Annotated in this window: 19 protein-coding genes and 2 tRNA genes; 8 read left to right on the forward strand and 13 right to left on the reverse strand. The window is 59.7% G+C overall.

Annotation, left to right across the window (positions count from 1 at the left end):
- Positions 1 to 2 precede the first annotated feature (2 nt).
- Positions 3 to 356, reverse strand: coding sequence for an ATP-dependent Clp protease adapter ClpS (gene clpS, locus AC1DLT_RS26590; protein WP_007758328.1), 354 nt, complete (start codon positions 354 to 356; stop codon positions 3 to 5).
- A gap of 256 nt (positions 357 to 612) precedes the next feature.
- Positions 613 to 963, reverse strand: coding sequence for a phasin family protein (locus tag AC1DLT_RS26595; RefSeq protein ID WP_038542579.1), 351 nt, complete (start codon positions 961 to 963; stop codon positions 613 to 615).
- Between the two features lie 499 nt (positions 964 to 1,462).
- On the opposite strand from AC1DLT_RS26595, the gene AC1DLT_RS26600 reads away from it, so the two are divergent.
- Positions 1,463 to 2,092: an outer membrane protein gene (locus tag AC1DLT_RS26600; protein ID WP_477488741.1), complete on the forward strand. Its 630-nt coding sequence runs from the start codon at positions 1,463 to 1,465 to the stop codon at positions 2,090 to 2,092.
- 375 nt (positions 2,093 to 2,467) lie between these two features.
- On the opposite strand, the gene AC1DLT_RS26605 is transcribed toward AC1DLT_RS26600, so the two are convergent.
- The 6 genes from AC1DLT_RS26605 to AC1DLT_RS26630 form a co-directional block, all read right to left on the reverse strand.
- On the reverse strand, positions 2,468 to 2,860 hold the full coding sequence (locus tag AC1DLT_RS26605) for a hypothetical protein (RefSeq protein WP_038542575.1): 393 nt from the start codon (positions 2,858 to 2,860) through the stop codon (positions 2,468 to 2,470).
- A 117-nt stretch (positions 2,861 to 2,977) separates the two neighbouring features.
- A complete protein-coding gene (locus AC1DLT_RS26610) occupies positions 2,978 to 4,426 on the reverse strand; it encodes a sensor histidine kinase (RefSeq protein WP_477488742.1) in 1,449 nt (482 codons plus the stop codon).
- On the reverse strand, positions 4,423 to 5,097 hold the full coding sequence (locus AC1DLT_RS26615; RefSeq protein ID WP_477488743.1) for a response regulator: 675 nt from the start codon (positions 5,095 to 5,097) through the stop codon (positions 4,423 to 4,425). The genes AC1DLT_RS26610 and AC1DLT_RS26615 overlap by 4 nt, the downstream gene beginning before the upstream one ends.
- Positions 5,098 to 5,538: 441 nt before the next feature.
- Complete coding sequence (locus AC1DLT_RS26620; RefSeq protein WP_038542569.1) at positions 5,539 to 5,742, reverse strand: DUF3126 family protein; 204 nt, start codon at positions 5,740 to 5,742, stop codon at positions 5,539 to 5,541.
- A gap of 166 nt (positions 5,743 to 5,908) precedes the next feature.
- A complete protein-coding gene (cysE, locus tag AC1DLT_RS26625) occupies positions 5,909 to 6,730 on the reverse strand; it encodes a serine O-acetyltransferase (protein WP_038586319.1) in 822 nt (273 codons plus the stop codon).
- A 116-nt stretch (positions 6,731 to 6,846) separates the two neighbouring features.
- Positions 6,847 to 7,635 carry an alpha/beta fold hydrolase gene (locus AC1DLT_RS26630; RefSeq protein WP_477488744.1) on the reverse strand — a complete coding sequence of 263 codons (789 nt, stop codon included), beginning with the start codon at positions 7,633 to 7,635 and terminating at the stop codon, positions 6,847 to 6,849.
- Between the two features lie 172 nt (positions 7,636 to 7,807).
- On the opposite strand from AC1DLT_RS26630, the gene AC1DLT_RS26635 reads away from it, so the two are divergent.
- Together AC1DLT_RS26635 and AC1DLT_RS26640 are read left to right on the forward strand one after the other, a co-directional pair.
- Positions 7,808 to 8,053: a zinc-finger domain-containing protein gene (locus AC1DLT_RS26635; protein ID WP_007758304.1), complete on the forward strand. Its 246-nt coding sequence runs from the start codon at positions 7,808 to 7,810 to the stop codon at positions 8,051 to 8,053.
- Positions 8,054 to 8,066: 13 nt separating this feature from the next.
- Positions 8,067 to 9,230, forward strand: coding sequence for an FAD-dependent monooxygenase (locus AC1DLT_RS26640; RefSeq protein WP_477488745.1), 1,164 nt, complete (start codon positions 8,067 to 8,069; stop codon positions 9,228 to 9,230).
- On the opposite strand, the gene AC1DLT_RS26645 is transcribed toward AC1DLT_RS26640, so the two are convergent.
- Positions 9,231 to 10,421 (reverse strand): cystathionine beta-lyase, encoded by a 1,191-nt coding sequence (locus AC1DLT_RS26645; RefSeq protein ID WP_477488746.1) that lies wholly within the window; start codon positions 10,419 to 10,421, stop codon positions 9,231 to 9,233. It lies immediately after the preceding gene.
- Positions 10,422 to 10,784: 363 nt separating this feature from the next.
- On the opposite strand from AC1DLT_RS26645, the gene AC1DLT_RS26650 reads away from it, so the two are divergent.
- From AC1DLT_RS26650 to AC1DLT_RS26665, 4 genes are all read left to right on the forward strand, one after another.
- Positions 10,785 to 11,810, forward strand: a complete 1,026-nt coding sequence (locus AC1DLT_RS26650; RefSeq protein WP_038542559.1) for an amino acid ABC transporter substrate-binding protein — start codon at positions 10,785 to 10,787, stop codon at positions 11,808 to 11,810.
- A gap of 114 nt (positions 11,811 to 11,924) precedes the next feature.
- On the forward strand, positions 11,925 to 13,118 hold the full coding sequence (locus AC1DLT_RS26655) for an amino acid ABC transporter permease (RefSeq protein ID WP_477488747.1): 1,194 nt from the start codon (positions 11,925 to 11,927) through the stop codon (positions 13,116 to 13,118).
- A gap of 40 nt (positions 13,119 to 13,158) precedes the next feature.
- Entirely contained in the window at positions 13,159 to 14,280 is a 1,122-nt protein-coding gene (locus AC1DLT_RS26660) for an amino acid ABC transporter permease (RefSeq protein WP_405029310.1), read from the forward strand.
- 48 nt (positions 14,281 to 14,328) lie between these two features.
- Complete coding sequence (locus AC1DLT_RS26665; RefSeq protein WP_038542553.1) at positions 14,329 to 15,102, forward strand: amino acid ABC transporter ATP-binding protein; 774 nt, start codon at positions 14,329 to 14,331, stop codon at positions 15,100 to 15,102.
- A gap of 50 nt (positions 15,103 to 15,152) precedes the next feature.
- Here the strand turns inward: AC1DLT_RS26665 and AC1DLT_RS26670 are convergent, their stop codons facing one another.
- Positions 15,153 to 15,809 carry a hypothetical protein gene (locus tag AC1DLT_RS26670; RefSeq protein WP_477482574.1) on the reverse strand — a complete coding sequence of 219 codons (657 nt, stop codon included), beginning with the start codon at positions 15,807 to 15,809 and terminating at the stop codon, positions 15,153 to 15,155.
- 331 nt (positions 15,810 to 16,140) lie between these two features.
- On the opposite strand from AC1DLT_RS26670, the gene AC1DLT_RS26675 reads away from it, so the two are divergent.
- A complete protein-coding gene (locus tag AC1DLT_RS26675) occupies positions 16,141 to 16,443 on the forward strand; it encodes a hypothetical protein (RefSeq protein WP_477488748.1) in 303 nt (100 codons plus the stop codon).
- Positions 16,444 to 16,508: 65 nt separating this feature from the next.
- Here the strand turns inward: AC1DLT_RS26675 and AC1DLT_RS26680 are convergent.
- The 3 genes from AC1DLT_RS26680 to AC1DLT_RS26690 form a co-directional block, all read right to left on the reverse strand.
- A tRNA-Arg gene (locus tag AC1DLT_RS26680) sits at positions 16,509 to 16,585 on the reverse strand.
- Between the two features lie 43 nt (positions 16,586 to 16,628).
- Positions 16,629 to 16,934: an ETC complex I subunit gene (locus AC1DLT_RS26685; RefSeq protein WP_038542496.1), complete on the reverse strand. Its 306-nt coding sequence runs from the start codon at positions 16,932 to 16,934 to the stop codon at positions 16,629 to 16,631.
- 51 nt (positions 16,935 to 16,985) lie between these two features.
- Positions 16,986 to 17,062, reverse strand: a tRNA-Pro gene (locus AC1DLT_RS26690).
- Between the last annotated feature and the right edge of the window lie 52 nt (positions 17,063 to 17,114).

The raw sequence follows: 17,114 nt of genomic DNA on the forward strand, positions 1-17,114 counted from the left end.
CCTCACTTCTTTTCCATGACACATTGCAGCGGATGCTGGTGTTGCCGGGCGAAGTCCATGACCTGGGACACTTTGGTTTCCGCTACTTCGTATGTAAATATTCCGCATTCCCCCACGCCGTGATTGTGGACGTGGAGCATGATACGCGTCGCTGCCTCCCTGTCCTTCTGAAAGAAACGTTCCAGAATGTGGATGACGAACTCCATCGGCGTATAATCGTCATTCAGCAGCAGTACGCGGTAGAGATTTGGCTTCTTTGTTTTCGGCTTCGTACGAGTGATGACCGAGGTACCGCGATTTGCGTTGTCTCCGTCGCCACCCTTTTCAGCTTGCATCAAGATCGGCAGTGCGATCATCTTCATTCATTCCCCAGTCATCCGGCGGGTTCGTCCGAATGGCCGAACGGCCGGACTTTAGTCTTCCTAACTTAGTTCATTGAACGCGGATTTTAAGCCCCCTTTGCGGCCACGCAATCACTATTCCGCTAAAGAGATGATGGAACATGCCGAAAGTCGGATATTTCCGCATTGGCATGAATCAAAAAGGCCGGCAGCGCTGAACGCCGCCGGCCTTCTATGATGAAAGCGTCGTTTGAAGGGGCCGCTATGGGCGTTACGCGGCGTTTGCGGTCACCACGGCGGTCGACTTGGCGACCGGCGCTTCGTAGGGCTTGTAGGCCGTCTTTGCGAGATCGGCATACATGTCGGTGATCTTGGTCGACTCGGCAATGAAGCTTTCATAAGCCGATTTCACGTATTTGGTCTGGAGCTCGAAGGCCGCCTCGACGCTGCGGGTGGAGGCAAGCTCTTCCATGAAACCCGTCATATCCTGGAAGGACTTCTTGGAATAATCGGTCGCTTCGGTAGCGATCGCCTGATAACCCTTGGCGATCTCGGAATAGCTCTTCAGCATTCCGTCCATCGCTTCCTTGCTCTTCTTGTTGGCCTCATCGAAATTGAACATCGCCTGTCCCTTTGTTCTATTCGTATTTGCTGATTGAAAGCGGCCTACGGATAAAAGTCAAGGCTGATTTGTGCGGCGCAAAATCACCTTTGGTTGCAATCGGCTCTATGCAAATGCATAGACAGAGTCAGGTTTCTGATTTTGCGAAGATATATCAGCAAATCACAACCACCGCGCAAAACGTCGCAGCTATTTTCTTTCCGGTCGGTCGCTCCACACGAATCAAAGAAAAGCGACCCCGCTAAAATCATCCTGCTCAAATCGACTGCTTGTCCGTTTGCAGCTGTTCAAGGACGAAAAGCTTCAGCAACAAAAAAATATGTCCTGGCCGTCCCTCCGCCCAACGCCCTGGTTTGTGTAATCCACCGGTAATCCCCGCAAGCAGAATGACACCCATCCTTCGGGACATGTCTCGAAGGGTTCGCGGGAGCCTTCTTTCACGCCCCCATGTTCACTTCACGCCGCGCTGAAGGGCGCCGCGCTTTGTTTGGAGTCATAGATGCCTTCGATGAGAACACGTTTCGGCTTGTCAGCCGCTTTCGCCATGTTGCTTTCCCAAGCTGCCGTGGCAGCCGATTTGGACAATTCCTACGTCCAGGCGCCCTACGGCCAACCGGCCACGTACGATTGGACCGGCGCTTATGTCGGCGGACATGCCGGTGTTGCCTCCAGCCATCTCAATCCCTTTTCCGATGGCAGGGGCCTCGCCGCCGGGGCACAGGCCGGATACAATCTCCAGTTCAACTCCGCCGTGCTGGGTGCAGAAGTCGAGGGCGCCCATTTGGGCGGCGCCGATCAGAATGTGCACGGAGGCAAACTTGAAGAGCAGTGGCGGCTGGCCGCCAAAGCCAAGGTCGGGGTGGGCCTCAACAAGACGCTCCTTTACGGCACTGCCGGTTATGCGATGACCAAATTCGACAACGGCAACAACATTCGGCGCGGCCCGGGCTGGGAAGGCGGCTATTTGGTCGGCGGTGGCGTCGAGCAGGCTTTCGGAAATGGCCTTTCTGCAAAGGTCGAGTACAATTACATCGTGACCCCGGACGTCAAGACGACCACAGATGCCGGTACCACACGTGCGGATATCAACAGCCACGTGATCAAGGCAGGCATAAACCTGCGCTTCTAAGGCATGTCACTCAGGGTAGCGCGTGCCTTAGCGCATAATTCCTCGAAACGGAATCGTGTTAGCGACCGCATCATGCCGCCATTCAAAGTGCTGCAGCGTCTCTTGCGGCGGAAGCCGCATGAGCCGTTTTCGGAATCAGATTTCAGGCCAAGCCGGCCTAAAATCATCCGGATCTGAGGGCTTGGGAACAAGTTTGGATTATTGCAGCACGCAGCAGGTTATATCTGAGACCACCCGCCCTTCGGCTGAATGGCATTTCTCGCGCACCACCTGAAGCCCTGCAGCGCCGCTCGTCTTTTCGAGAGGCGCTGCAGGGCTTTGATTTTCATAATTCCATGAAATCCGCCGCGGCGATCTTCGGCTGCGGTAGGTCGGTCACTCACATTCGAGTTGCGGCCTACGGAAATTCGTGACGAACCATTGCGTCCCGGAGGCCCGCGCGTAGAAGGTGTAGAAGCATTCGGTCTCCTTGACGTAGCCTGGCGACTGGGAGACCTCATAACGTTCGCCATGACGTGTTTGGCGAACTTCGCCACTGGTGGTGCCCGCCACCGCTTCCGTGTTGACGCGCCGCCATTGATAGGCCCTTTGACCGGCACCGATTTCAACGACGTTGTCGGGTGGCCCGTAGTCCAGTATCACCGCCTCCAGCGGCCCTCCGACATAGTTTTTCATGATCTGCGATGCACAGCTTACCAGCAGCGCAACGGCTGCGAGAGCAAAGAACGACTGCGTTCGACGTATTTTCCATAGTAATTTCTTGTGCATAGCGGCGGCTCCAGTTGGCTCTACCGCTCGCTACGTGGCGAAGATTGCGAGTGCATTACCGATGTCGAAGGCCTCTGCGAATGACGGCTACCGACCGCAGGCAAGCTAGTCCCACCCTCAAAGGGAGTTGCTATCGGTCGGGGCCCGGCTGCCGTCCAACCCACCGATCTCAAGGCGCACCCGAAACCCGCTGTTGGTATCGGCAAACAGCAACCGCCCGAAATGAAGCTCCGCCGCCTTGCGCGCCAGATTGAGCCCCAAGCCTGCGCCGGACGAGTGCGTATTCAGCCGGTAGAACGGCTCCAACACGCGGCCACGTTCCGCTGGAGGGATGCCGGGACCCTCATCACAGACGTCGATGAAGCCCTGCGCATCGACCGAGACCGCGATCGCGCCCTTGTACCCGGAATGATCGACTGCATTGCGGATCAAGTTGGTCACCGCAAGCTCTATCGTCGAGGGATAGATCATGAAGGGTGCCTCGGCAGGAGCCGGCTCGAAGAGGAAATCGTAGCCGGCATCGATAATTCCAGGTGCGAGATCGGCAGCGATCCGTCCGACCAGCTGGTTCAAGTCGACCATCTGTGCTGCCTGAGAACCAGCGCCGATAGCCTGGATGTCGAGCAGCTGGTGCGCGACCCTGGAAAGACGATCGATATCCCGCAGCAGTTGCCGACTGTCCGCACTTTCCGGCAAAAGGTCTGCCCGCGTTCGCACGATCGCGATCGGCGTGCGCAGTTCGTGTGCGGCATCGGCCAGAAAGCGGCTATGCTGCCTGTAGCCGTGATCAAGCTTGGAAAGTGTGTGATTGAAGGCATCGACAAGCGGAACGATCTCGCTTGGAACTTTCGAAACCTTGAGGCGAGCCGACCGGGTTTCGAATTCGATCGCCTTTGCCTGGTTGGCTGTCTCGACCAGACCGGTCAGCGACCGTCCGATCGAGTAAGGTGTGGCGATCAGCGTTGCCGCGCCGGTCACGAGCAGGATCGGAACCACCAGAATGGCCAGAATAACGCCGGTCGCCGGTACCACAGTCAGCCAGAACGTTTCCGCGCCGCCGCCGCCCTCGGGAACATCGATGTCGAGACTGATCCAGATATTGACATCCTGGTTTTTCGCACCGATGCGGTCTGTCGATGCCACGAACTGAAGCCGACCGATCGGCGTGTCGCGATTGCCGACCGCCACGTGCGCACTCGGGCCGCCCTTCAATGTTGCCCCTTCGATTGACATTGGGAAAACTTCGGTCAGCAACTCTTTCGGAAAGACGCCCCATCGATAGAGATTGTTCCTGTCATCCCTGATGATGAACCACAGATCAGGATACCGACGTGTCAATTCGCCAAGCTCCGGCACGTCAGCCATATCGAGCGTGCCGTCGGCTTGGCGTACCACGTGTTTTGCGAGTACGCGGATGACCGATTCATTGGTGTCTTCGAGTTCGGGATCGATGATCCAGACCCATCCGGCGAGCAAGGCGAAGAAGAACACTAGGAGGCATGCCTGAAGACCAATCAGGCGCCGGGTCAGTACCCATTTGAGCGAGCGGCCAGTGCGCGGTCTCATGAGCTGACCCGCAACAGATATCCGATGTTGCGGACCGCACGGATTTCCACCGATGCTCCGGCGATGCCGAGCTTGCGCCGGATTCGCGAGACATGCGCGTCCAGGGCATTGGACTCGATCTGGTCGTCGATCGTATAGACGGCGTCCACCAGCATCGATCGTGTGACGATGCGGTTCGCGCGCCGGATCAACGCCTCGACGACCAGATACTCTCGCCGCGCCAGATCGATGAAACCTCCGGCAACGGCAACTTCGTTGCTGCGTGGATCGACCGTCAGATTGCCGAGGGAAAATCGCTCGGCGGAAACCGTCGGCGAGCGCCTCTGCAGCGCGCGCAATCGCGCCAGCAGTTCTTCGATCGCAAAAGGTTTGCCGAGATAGTCGTCGGCTCCGCCATCGAGCCCTTCGACGCGGTGATCGACACCAGCAAGTGCCGTCAGCATCAGGACCGGGGTGGTATTTTTTTGGAAGCGAAGCACGGGGATGAGATCGAGGCCTTCGCCATCCGGCAGCCGGCGATCCAATACGAGCACGTCGTACGTCCCGATCCGAGCCATCAATTCGGCATCGGCAAGCGTGCTCACATGGTCGACGATGATGTCACGGCGTCCAAGTGCGGTGATCAATGCCGCCGCCATTTCCGGCTCATCTTCAAGCAATAATATGCGCAATGTAGGTCTCCGGATCCTCTGCCGCGGCGGCGCTCATCCAGTGATATGGCGAAAATTGCCCGAACATTACGAAGTCAGGCGAGCCTGCAGAATCGCTAGAATTTTGAGAAGCAGCGTCCGATCAGAGCGCGCTGAGCATGAGGTGCTTGTCCAGCGTATATTTTTTGGCGCGAGTAAGATTGTAGAGAATAACAGCGACTGCAATTTTCCGGGCAATTTGGTGCGCAGGCGATCACTGTCAGAGGCGGTATCGCCCCTGATGATCTGGCGGTAAGGTTTTCGAAAAGGACATCGGCTTTCGGTGCATTGCCTTTGCGGCCGTCGGTGGGTGTAACCCAACCCACGCAACACCATGTGGATCTAGGTGCTCAGGCCGCCGCAAGAGCGGCCAAGGACCTGATTTTGAGCCCTCTTTTTGCGCCGACAACGCAAGGAGATCGATTAGAGATCGACGTCGAGGATCGCCATCGAAAAGTTATAGGAGCGGTCGCCATCCTCGTCATCGATGTAGACGACGCCGAGAAATTCGTCGCCGAGGTAAACTTCGGCCGAGTCGTCCTTGCGCGGACGCGCCTTGACGATGGCCTGCGGATTGATCACGCGCTTGAAATAGGCGTCGAGCTTCTTGATTTCGTCCGGTTTCACGTCTCTCTCCGTCAGCGGTTCTCGGTTGCGGCGCTTTTGGCATGGGACAACGGCGAAAGTAAAGCCGCCAGAAATAGCCTTTGCCGCTCTTTCCCCGATGTTCAGCGGCTCACGATATTCCGTGAGCCGTCGATGTCGGGCGAGCGGCAAGGCGAACGCAGACGAATCAGTCGTCAGCCCCGAGAATTTGGTCCATCAGGCGCGACGGTTCCGAACACCCGGCACTCCCGACAACCTTTGCCGGCACGCCGGCGACGGTCGACTTCGGCGGAACGGCCTTCAGGACCACCGAGCCCGCGGCGACGCGGGAGCACGAGCCGACCTCGATATTGCCGAGGATCTTGGCGCCGGCACCGATGAGGACGCCGTTGGCAATCTTCGGATGGCGGTCGGCGCCTTCCTTGCCGGTACCGCCGAGCGTCACCCCGTGCAGGATCGAGACGTTATCGCCGATCACGGCCGTCTCCCCGACCACCAGGCCGGTGGCGTGGTCGAGGAAGATGCCCTTGCCGATGCGGGCTGCCGGGTTGATGTCCGTCTGGAAGACGCTGGAGGAGCGGCTCTGCAGATAGAGCGCAAAATCGCGGCGGCCGCGGTTGAACAGCCAATGCGCCAGCCGGTGGGTCTGGATCGCGTGGAAACCCTTGAAATAGAGGACCGGCTCCATGAACCGCAGGCAGGCAGGATCGCGGTCGTAGACCGCCTGGATATCGACGCGCATGATCGCGCCCCATTCCGGCCAGTCGGCCAACATTTCCATGAAGGTCTGGCGCAGGAGAACGTCCGGAATATCCGCATGAGCGAGGCGCTCGCAGATGCGGTGCACGACGCATTCCTCAAGCGAGCGATGGTTGAGCACGGCAGAATACAGAAATGCGGCGAGCAGCGGGTCCTGCTCGGTCGCTGCGCGCGCCTCCTGGCGCAACGTATCCCAGATGGGATCCATCGTCGCGACCGGCTCCTGGCGGATTTCAGTTCTCGCGGCCATCGCCGTCTCCTCGTTTGCCGTACGGTAGAGCTTCGTACGGCCAGTATATAGAATAAGTTTACGCCGAGACCAATGGGCGCAAAATCGCATTCCGTTGATCGTAAGAATGAAGAAACCTACGGCCTTGCGGAGAGTTCCGCATAAAAGTCCAGAACCGCCTTCTTGAACACCCGGTCGCCGACTGCGAGCATATGGTCGCGGCCGGGGATATCGAGGGAAATCGCATGCGGCATCAAAGCGGCGAGCTCCTGCGCGGAACCGGCGATGTCGTCCTTGGTTCCGACCCCGATCAGTGTCGGCGCGTCGATACGGCCCATGTCGGCGCGGGTGACCAGGTCCCTCGAGCCGCGAATACAGGCGGCCAAAGCCTCCCTGTCGCTCTTCGTCTGATCGGCGAAGGCGCGGAACATGCGACCGCGGGCATGGCTGACGTCATCGAGCGAAGGGGCGAGCAAGGCGTCTGCGATCGGGTCCCAATCCCCTACCCCGTCGGTCATGCCGATGCCGAGGCCTCCAAGCACCAGCGAACGTACTCGATGCGGATGCGCGAGTGCCGAAAAGACCGAGATGCGGGCGCCCATCGAATAACCGAAGACATGCGCTTCCGGGATCCTCAAGTGGTCAAGGAGTGCCATCGAATCCTCGGCCATCACCCATGGCCGATAGGCTTCCGGATCGAGCGGCTTGTCGCTTGCCCCGTGCCCGCGATTGTCCATGGCGATTACCCGGTAACCCGCGTCGCCGAGCGTCTTCAGCCAGCCCGGATGTACCCAGTTGACCAGCGCGCTCGAGGCAAACCCATGGATGAGCAGCACCGGATCGCCCGACGGATCGCCTTCGTCGAAATAGGCAAGATCGAGACCCTCATGGGAAAACGTGGAGAAGGCAGGCGCGTTGAGATTCATCGGGGCAGTCCTCATTGACGCCGGGAACATAAGGGATGAACCGCGGCGTTTGAACCCGTGCCCGACACGAAATCGACGCGCCTGCGGCGGTTTTCCCACTACACAATCGCCAAGCGGACGGCTAATGTCCGGCGCAAATCAGACGCGCCGCATTCAAGTATCGGAGACCATCATGGCCGGGCATAGCATTCCCCATTTCCAGAACGACGGCGGACATCGCTTGATCCAGATCGGCGTCAAGGAATTCATGTGCACCGGCGCTTCGGTTCCCTTCGACCATCCGCATATCTTCATCGACATGGGCGACGACAACGAGAAGGTCTGCTCCTATTGCTCGACCCTCTACCGCTATAATCCGTCGCTGAAGGCCGAACAGACCGATCCGCCGGGCTGCGTCTTCCACGTCAAGGCCGCCTGATCGGCATTCCGAGATGCCTATCGAAAGAGTAGCGATCATCGGCGCCGGCATGGCCGGGCTGACGGCCGCGCTCGCCTTCGCCCGCCATGGTATAGCCTGTGACATTTTCGAGGAGGCGCCCGCCCTGATCGAGGTCGGGGCCGGCCTGCAGATATCGCCGAACGCTTCGCGCGTGCTCTCCGAACTCGGCGTCCTGCCCGCGCTCGAAGCCGTCTGGACCGAGCCGGAGCGGATTGCGCTCGTTTCGGGGACGTCGCTCAGACCGCTTGCGCATGTGCCGGTCGGGCGGTTTGCCCGCGAGCGCTGGGGTGCGCCCTATGGGGTCCTCCACCGTGCGACGCTTCAACAGGCATTGCTTGCCGCGGTCGAACAGAACCCGCTCTGTAGCATCCACCTGGACACGCCTGTCCGCAAGGATCCGCACGGGACGCTGGCGGGAATCATCGGCAGAACCTATCCCCTGATCGTCGGCGCCGACGGCGTCTGGTCCAATCTGCGCGCCGACATACCGGACAGCCCGGAGCCGGATTTTTCGCGCAATGTTGCCTGGCGCTTCACAATCCCCGCCAGCGCCAGGCCCGACTGGCTGGATGCAGGCCAGGTCACCGCCTTTCTCGGGCCGTCGACCCATGTGGTTGCCTACCCGCTCAAGGAGATCGACGGGTTCAACATCGTCGCCATCGCCTCCGGCATCAGCCCCGGCAAGACCTGGGATGCGCAAGCCGGCGATGCACAGCGGCGCATGCTGCTCGGCCAGTTCCATCGCTGGGACCGGCGTATCGTTCAACTGATCGAAAGGGCCGAACAGCCGACCTTCTGGCCGCTTTACGAGGTGAGTGCCGGGCGCTGGCACAACGGTCGCGACAGGGTGCTGATCGGCGATGCGGCGCATGCGATGATGCCGTTTGCGGCCCAGGGCGCATCGATGGCGATCGAGGACGCGTTCGTACTCGCAAACCGGATGACCGGTCCCCTGCCCCTTGCGCAAGCGCTCGCCGATTTCGAGAGCGAACGTACGGGGCGGATCGCCAAGGTTCGCGCCCGCGGCCTGTTCAACCGCTTCGCCTATCACGCCCGCGGCCCGATCCGGCTCGGCCGAGACATCGTCCTGTCGCTGCGTCCGCCGCAATCGCTTGCGGCGGATTTCGACTGGCTTTACGGCTTCAAGGCGCGGTGATCAGATCTCGGCCGCCGCCGCGAAGCCGATTTCCAGGTCCTTCTTGAGGTCGGCCACGTCTTCCAGGCCGATCTGCAGGCGAATGACCGGACCTTCCGGCGGCGCCTTGCGGATGGTGCGGTCCGACAGATTGACCGGCACGGCGAGGCTCTCGTAACCGCCCCAGGAATAACCGAGGCCAAAGAAGGACAGCGCGTCCAGGAAAGCATGCGCCTTGGCTTTCGCCCTGTCGCCCTGCGCCTTCAGCACGAAAGAGAAGACGCCGCTGGCGCCCTTGAAATCGCGCTTCCAGATCGCGTGGCCGGGGAAGCTCGGCAGCGCCGGGTGCAGGACGCGCGCGACATCGTCGCGGCTCTCCAGCCATGTGGCAATATCGAGCGCGCTCTTCTGATGATGTTCGAGACGCACGCCCATGGTGCGCAGGCCGCGCAGGATCTGGTAGGAATCATCCGGTGAGCCGCAGATCCCGAGCGCAATGCGGGCTTCCTCGAGCTTGGGCCAGTGCCTGGCGTTGGCCGAAACCGAGCCCATGATGATGTCCGAATGGCCGGACGGATATTTCGTCGTCGCATGGATCGACACGTCGACGCCGAAATCGAGCGGCCGGAAATAAAGCGGCGTCGCCCAGGTATTGTCCATGGTGACGACGCAATCGTGTCGGTGAGCCACGTCGGCGATCGCCCTGATATCCTGCATCTCCATGGTGTTGGAGCCCGGAGCTTCGGTATGGACCAGCCTGGTGTTCGGCTTGATCAGCGTTTCGATGCCGGCGCCGATTTCCGGATCGTAATACTCGATCGAGACGCCGAGGCGCTTCAGCATCGTATTGCAGAAATTACGGCACGGCGTGTAGACGGAATCGACGATCAGGGCGTGGTCGCCGGCCGAGAGATAGGCGAGAAACGGCACCGAAATCGCTGCCAGCCCCGAGGGAACAAGAATGGTGCCGGCCGAGCCCTCCAGCTCGTCAAAGGCCGCGCAGAGCGCATCTGTCGTCGGCGTGCTGCGGGTCCCGTAGGTGTATTTCTGTGCCCGCTTCTCCATTGTCGCAGCGTCGGGAAACAACACGGTCGAAGCGTGAACGACCGGCGGATTGACAAAACCGTGGTAGTCGGACGGGTCGTTGCCCATATGGGCGAGACGCGTATTGGGGCCAGCGCCGGTGAACAGGGACTCGTTCGTCTTTTTCATGTCGGGAGAGCTTTCTTTGGCAATGGAGACACAAAGTTTTGCCGCCGCAACAAGGTCCGGTCAACCCCGCGACAGGCGCTTAAATCAGTCACATCAGGCAACCTTCCATCTCACGGAAAACGCACCTCTTTTGATCATACGTTGCCTAAACTTTAGGTAACTGAGCGTTTTCTGAGCCGGGTTAACGAATTTACCTCATTTCAGACGCAATTCGAAATGGCGACACTTGACCCTGCGTTGTTTTGCGAATGAGATAGCAACGCCTGCACCGGGAGGGTTAGCGGGCGGCCGGCCGTATTCGAAAAGACAGGGGAGCGGTTGGTGCCATCAAGTCACAGAAAACCACAGATAAAGGTTGGGAAAATGAAAAAGACGCTTCTGTCAGCCGCGATTGGCGCAGCGGTCCTTGGCTTCGCATCGGCGGCATCGGCCGCCACGCTGGATACCGTCAAGTCCAAGGGTTTCGTTCAGTGCGTCGTCAACACCGGTCTCGCCGGCTTTGCCGCACCGGACGCATCGGGCAACTGGTCCGGTTTCGACGTTGACTACTGCAAAGCCGTTGCTGCTGCCATTTTTAATGACGCAACGAAGACCAAATACACCCCGACCACCTCGCAGACCCGCTTTACGGCGCTGCAGTCGGGCGAAGGCGACGTCCTGTTCCGCAACACGACCTGGACGATCAACCGCGATACCGCGCTCGGCTTCAACTTCCGTACCGTCAACTATTACGACGGTCAGGGCTTCATGGTGCCGAAGAGCCTCAACGTGAAGTCGGCTCTGGAACTCTCCGGCGCTGCCGTTTGCGTTCAGTCCGGCACCACCACCGAGCTTAACCTCGCCGACTTTTTCAAGGCCAACAAGCTCGAATACAAGCCGGTCGTTTACGAAAAGCTGCCGGAAGTGAACCAGGCCTACCAGGAAGGCCGTTGCGACGTTTACACGACCGACCAGTCCGGCCTCTATTCGCTGCGCCTGTCGCTTTCGAACCCGGATGAGCACATCATTCTGCCGGAAATCATTTCCAAGGAGCCGCTCGGCCCGGCCGTTCGCCAGGGCGACGACCAGTGGTTCGACATCATTTCGTGGACGCATTACGCACTGGTGCAGGCTGAAGAGTTCGGCATCACCAAGGCCAATGTCGATGACATCCGCAAATCCTCCACCAACCCGGACGTCCGCCGCTTCCTCGGCGTCGAAAAGGATACCAAGATCGGTACCGACCTCGGCCTGACCAACGACTGGGCCTACAACATCATCAAGGCCGTCGGCAATTACGGCGAAGTGTTCGAGCGCAACATCGGCCAGAACACTCCCCTCAAGATCCAGCGCGGCCTGAACGCGCTCTGGACCAAGGGCGGCCTGCAATACGCTCCGCCGGTTCGTTAATCGGCCAAACCAAGACGGGATAAGGCGGCTCAGCCGCCTTATCCCCGGCATAAAAAGAAAAACGCATAAAAAGAAAAAGACCTCAAAAACGAGGTCACAGGGGAAAAGGCCAGCATGACAGATCACGCTGCAATTGCGCCTTCCGAAGCGCGAACTCTCAGATCCTATATCTACGACCCAAAGATCCGGGCTATTTTCTTCCAGATCCTCACGCTCGTCATCGTCGTCGGCGTCGGCTGGTCGATCTTCGACAACACCGTCGCCAACCTGGCAAGTTCCCATACCGCTTCCGGCTATCAGTTCCTGAAAGGCCGCGCCGGTTTCGACATCGGCGCCTCGCTCATCGACTATTCGAGCGATTCGACCTACGGGCGCGCCATCCTCGTCGGTTTTCTCAATACGATCCTGGTGGCATTCTTCGGTATCATCACCGCCACGACCATCGGCTTCATCATCGGCATCGGCCGTCTTTCGAAGAACTGGCTGATCGCAAAGCTCTGCACCGTCTATGTGGAAGTTTTCCGCAACATTCCGGTGCTGCTGATCATCTTCTTCTGGTACAAGGGCGTGCTTTCGTCCCTGCCGCAGGTTCGGGACTCGGTCAAACTGCCGCTCGGCATGGTGCTCAACAACCGGGGGCTCGCCTTCCCGAGGCCCGTCTGGGGTGACGCCGCATGGGTGATCCCCATTGCGCTGCTGGTCGCTATCGTTGCGACTTTCTTCGTCGCGCGCTGGGCAAAACGGCGGCAGATGCGCACCGGCAAGCAGTTCCACACGATCTGGACGGCGATCGGGCTGATCGTCGGCCTGCCTGTCCTCGTCTTCCTTGCCGCCGGTGCTCCGCTGACCTTCGATTTCCCGATCGCAGGCCGCTTCAACCTCTCCGGTGGATCGGTGATCGCCCCGGAATTCGTGGCCCTCTATCTGGCCCTGTCCTTCTATACGGCCTCGTTCATCGCCGAGACGATCCGCGCCGGCATCCGGGCCGTGGCCAAAGGGCAGAGCGAAGCGGCCGCGGCACTCGGCTTGCAGCCCGCCACCACGACCCGCCTCGTCGTCGTACCGCAGGCAATGCGGGTCATCATCCCGCCGCTGACCAGCCAATATCTCAACCTGACGAAAAACTCGTCGCTCGGCATTGCCGTGGGCTTTCCGGAACTGGTCGCGACCGGCGGCACGACGATGAACCAGACCGGACAAGCGATCGAAATCGTGTCGATCTGGCTCGCCGTCTATCTCAGCATCAGTATCACGACCTCGCTGTTCATGAACTGGTTCAACTCCAAAATGGCCCTGGTGGAGAGGTAAGATCATGAACACGAAAAATCTTGCCTATGTCCGCCCGGAAATGATCGCCCCCGCACCCGCTCCGCTTAGCACCAGGAGTGCCTCTGGCTGGATCCGCATCAACCTTCTGGCCACGCCGAAAGACGCCGCACTGACGATCCTTGCGGTTGCGCTTCTGGTCTGGCTCCTGCCGGGCATGATCAACTGGCTGTTCGTCCAGGCGGCCTGGTTCGGGACGGACCGTTCGTTCTGCACGACCGCCGTGCAGGGCGGCATCAAGCCGAACGGCTGGAGCGGCGCCTGCTGGGCGTTCGTCGGCGATCGTTTCCAGCAATTCATGTTCGGGCGTTATCCGCTGGACGAACGCTGGCGGCCGATGCTGGTGGCGATCCTGTTCATCGCCCTTCTCGTGCCGATCCTGATGCCGAAGCTGCCTCGCAAGGGCCTGAACGCGCTGCTGCTCTTCGTCGGCCTGCCGATCGTCGCATTCTTCCTGCTGCATGGCGGCGTGTTCGGGCTCCAGAAGGTCGAAACCCCGCTGTGGGGCGGCCTGATGGTGACGCTGATCCTGTCCTTCGTCGGCATTGCCGTCTCCCTCCCCGTCGGCATTCTGCTGGCGCTCGGACGACGCTCGACGATGCCGGTGATCCGGGTCATCTGCGTCACCTTCATCGAGGTCATCCGCGGCGTGCCGCTGATCACGGTGCTGTTCATGGCGAACGTGATGCTGCCGCTCTTCCTGCCGACCGGCTGGACGATCGACAATTTCCTGCGCGCACTGGTGGGCGTGGCGATCTTCGCCTCCGCCTACATGGCCGAAGTCGTTCGCGGCGGCCTGCAGGCAATTCCGAAAGGACAGTTCGAAGGCGCCGATTCGCTCGGCCTCAGCTACTGGCAGAAGATCCGGCTGATCATCATGCCGCAGGCGCTGAAACTGGTCATTCCGGGCATCGTCAACACCTTCATCGGCCTCTTCAAGGATACGTCGCTGGTATCGATCATCGGCATGTTCGATCTTCTCGGGATCGTGCAGTTGAACTTCACCGACACGACCTGGATCAGCCCGGTCACACCGATCACCGGCCTCATCTTCGCAGGCTTCATCTTCTGGCTGTTCTGCTTCGGCATGTCGCGCTACTCCGCCTTCATGGAGCGGCACCTCGACACCAACCTGAAGCGATAGCTGGCCTGAAGCTGTGCCTAGCCACAAACGATAACTAAGGGGATATAAATGGCAGACGCCCAACCCAAAAAAATGACCGTCTCGGCTACCGACGTTGCCGTCGAAATCATCGGCATGAACAAGTGGTACGGCGATTTCCACGTGCTGCGCGACATCAACCTGAAGGTGATGAAGGGCGAGCGCATCGTCATTGCCGGCCCGTCCGGCTCCGGCAAGTCGACGATGATCCGCTGCATCAATCGCCTTGAGGAACACCAGGCCGGCAACATCATCGTCGATGGCATCGAGCTCACCAACGACCTGAAGAAGATCGACGAAGTGCGCCGCGAAGTCGGCATGGTGTTCCAGCACTTCAACCTCTTCCCGCACCTGACGATCCTGGAAAACTGCACGCTGGCGCCGATCTGGGTCCGCAAGATGCCGAAGAAGCAGGCGGAAGAGATCGCCATGCATTATCTCGCCCGCGTCAAGATCCCGGAACAGGCCAACAAATATCCGGGCCAGCTCTCTGGTGGCCAGCAGCAGCGCGTGGCGATCGCCCGCTCGCTGTGCATGAAACCGAAGATCATGCTGTTCGACGAGCCGACCTCGGCACTCGATCCGGAAATGGTCAAGGAAGTGCTGGATACGATGGTGAGCCTTGCCGAAGAGGGCATGACCATGCTGTGCGTCACCCACGAAATGGGCTTTGCCCGTCAGGTCGCCCACCGGGTGATTTTTATGGACCAGGGCCAGATCGTCGAACAGAACTCACCGGCGGAATTCTTCGACAACCCGCAGCACGAGCGCACGAAACTCTTCCTGAGCCAGATCCTGCACTGACCGCTTTAGGGGCACGCAATCATGGGGCGCTTCGGCGCCCCATTTTCGTTTCACCAGCGGAAGGAATAACGGGCGTTGACGCTTGCAACGGGATCGGGCGCATCCGACGTCCGGTCCAGCGCGCCGCTGAGGGTCATGTACCGGCCGAGTGTCTTTTCGACGGCGACACCTGCCCCGACCGTGCGAAAACCGTTACTGCCGCTTGCCCGTCCGACCAGCGCCGTGCGGCTTGGGCTGTGCAACAGGCTAACCGACTGGCTCGCATCGACGCCACGCCATTCTCCCGACGCCCCGTCATAACGCATGCCGTAGCTGCTGCGCCTTTCGATATCGATCGTCGGGGTCGCGATCTCCTTTTCGTAATAATTCATGGTGATCCCGGCGCTGCCGGTATTGCCGTCGAGATCGACGCCGATGCCGCGGTTCAATTGATAGGCGGGCGTCTGGATCTTTTGCGCTGTGAAATTGCTCCAGAACTTGATCGGCGTGTCGACCGGCGTGCCACTCGTCGTCGTATCGACACCCATCGAGATGCCGGCCTCGGTTTCGAGCCGGGTCGGCAGCTTCAGGCCGAGCTTGACGGAATAGCTGGTGTCGGAGTTGCGGATCGGCTTCCAGATCAGCGGCTTGTCCTCAGCAAACCCCGGACCGGCCGTCAAAAAAGACGCAAGCGCAAGAACTGCGCCGGCAGACAATATCCTGTTCATATCAAATCCCCGCTCGAAAGCTCAAAAACAATGCAAGGGGTCCGGGCAGTCGGAACTGCCCGAATGAAAACCATTTCAATGTGTTGAAGGCGTTTGCCGAGGCCTGTGGCCGCAAGATCGCCGGTCTGCCTTCCGCGCGCTGACGCTACGGAACTGACATCACCCATAATACGAAACAATGCGGCCATTCCGAATCCGCAATGCGGCAAGAATAGGATTTCGTGAGCCCGGCCATTTTGGCGGCAGCTGCGGACTGCCTTTCAAGGAGCTTGGGAACAAATCGCCCGACATCGCGTTCCACGCGGCATCGTATCAAGCGGAGAGCGAACAGATGAACCTCAAGCTCGCAATGGGCGTGGCGCTTAGCCTGATGTGCATGCCGATGGTGGCAGAAGCCCGGTCGAATTTGCAGCTCTACGGAACAGTGCCCGTGGAAAGCAGCCCTCAACTTATGCAGGCGTACAACAGGGCGCTGGCGCGATGCCTTCCAGAAGCCGGTCTGGCAGAGGCAGGAGCAATAGCCGAGGTCAGTCTGCCCGCGGTGCGGTTGCGGGGTTGTCTGTATCGCAAGGGGTTCTTTTACCGAGGCGTCTATGCCTACCCGGTGGGTGTGTCTGTTTATTATGTCAGGTAGTCGCGCGGATCAGTCTCCGGCTGCGAAACATGACAGAAAATCCAACGATTTCAGCAATAAAGCGATGGCGACCCCTGCAGGACTCGAACCTGCGACCTGCTGCTTAGAAGGCAGCTGCTCTATCCAGTTGAGCTAAGGGGCCGATCTCGGCAGCAGCGCTCGGGAAGGCCCGAGCGGCTAAAAAATCAATGCGTCCAGGGCTGGGTGCGGCTGAAGCGGAAATTGTCGGTGTAGGAAACGATCTGGCGATTCGGATCCTTCGGCTGGATGACGCGGTATTCGATGCCTTCGCGCTTGGCATAGGCTTCGGCCTGTTCCTGGCTTTCGAAGGTCAGGCGAAGCTGCTGCTTCATGTCGCCCGAAGAGGTGTAGCCAAGGATCGGATCGATGCGGCGCGGCTGCTCCTGGTCGAATTCCAGCACCCAGAGATGGGTCTTGGCCTTGCCGGACTGCATGGCGGTCTTTGCGGGACGATAGATCTTGGCGGCCATTCCTGTAACGCTCCATGGAATGGAACGGATAAGGAGCCTCACCCAAAAGCATGGTCGGAGTGGAGAGATTCGAACTCCCGACCCTCTGGTCCCAAACCAGATGCGCTACCAGGCTGCGCTACACTCCGTTCCTACGGTGGTTGCGAGATACACGGTTCCCCCTTGTGCCGCAACTGCAAA

This window comes from Neorhizobium sp. 05N33 (genome assembly GCF_056397445.1).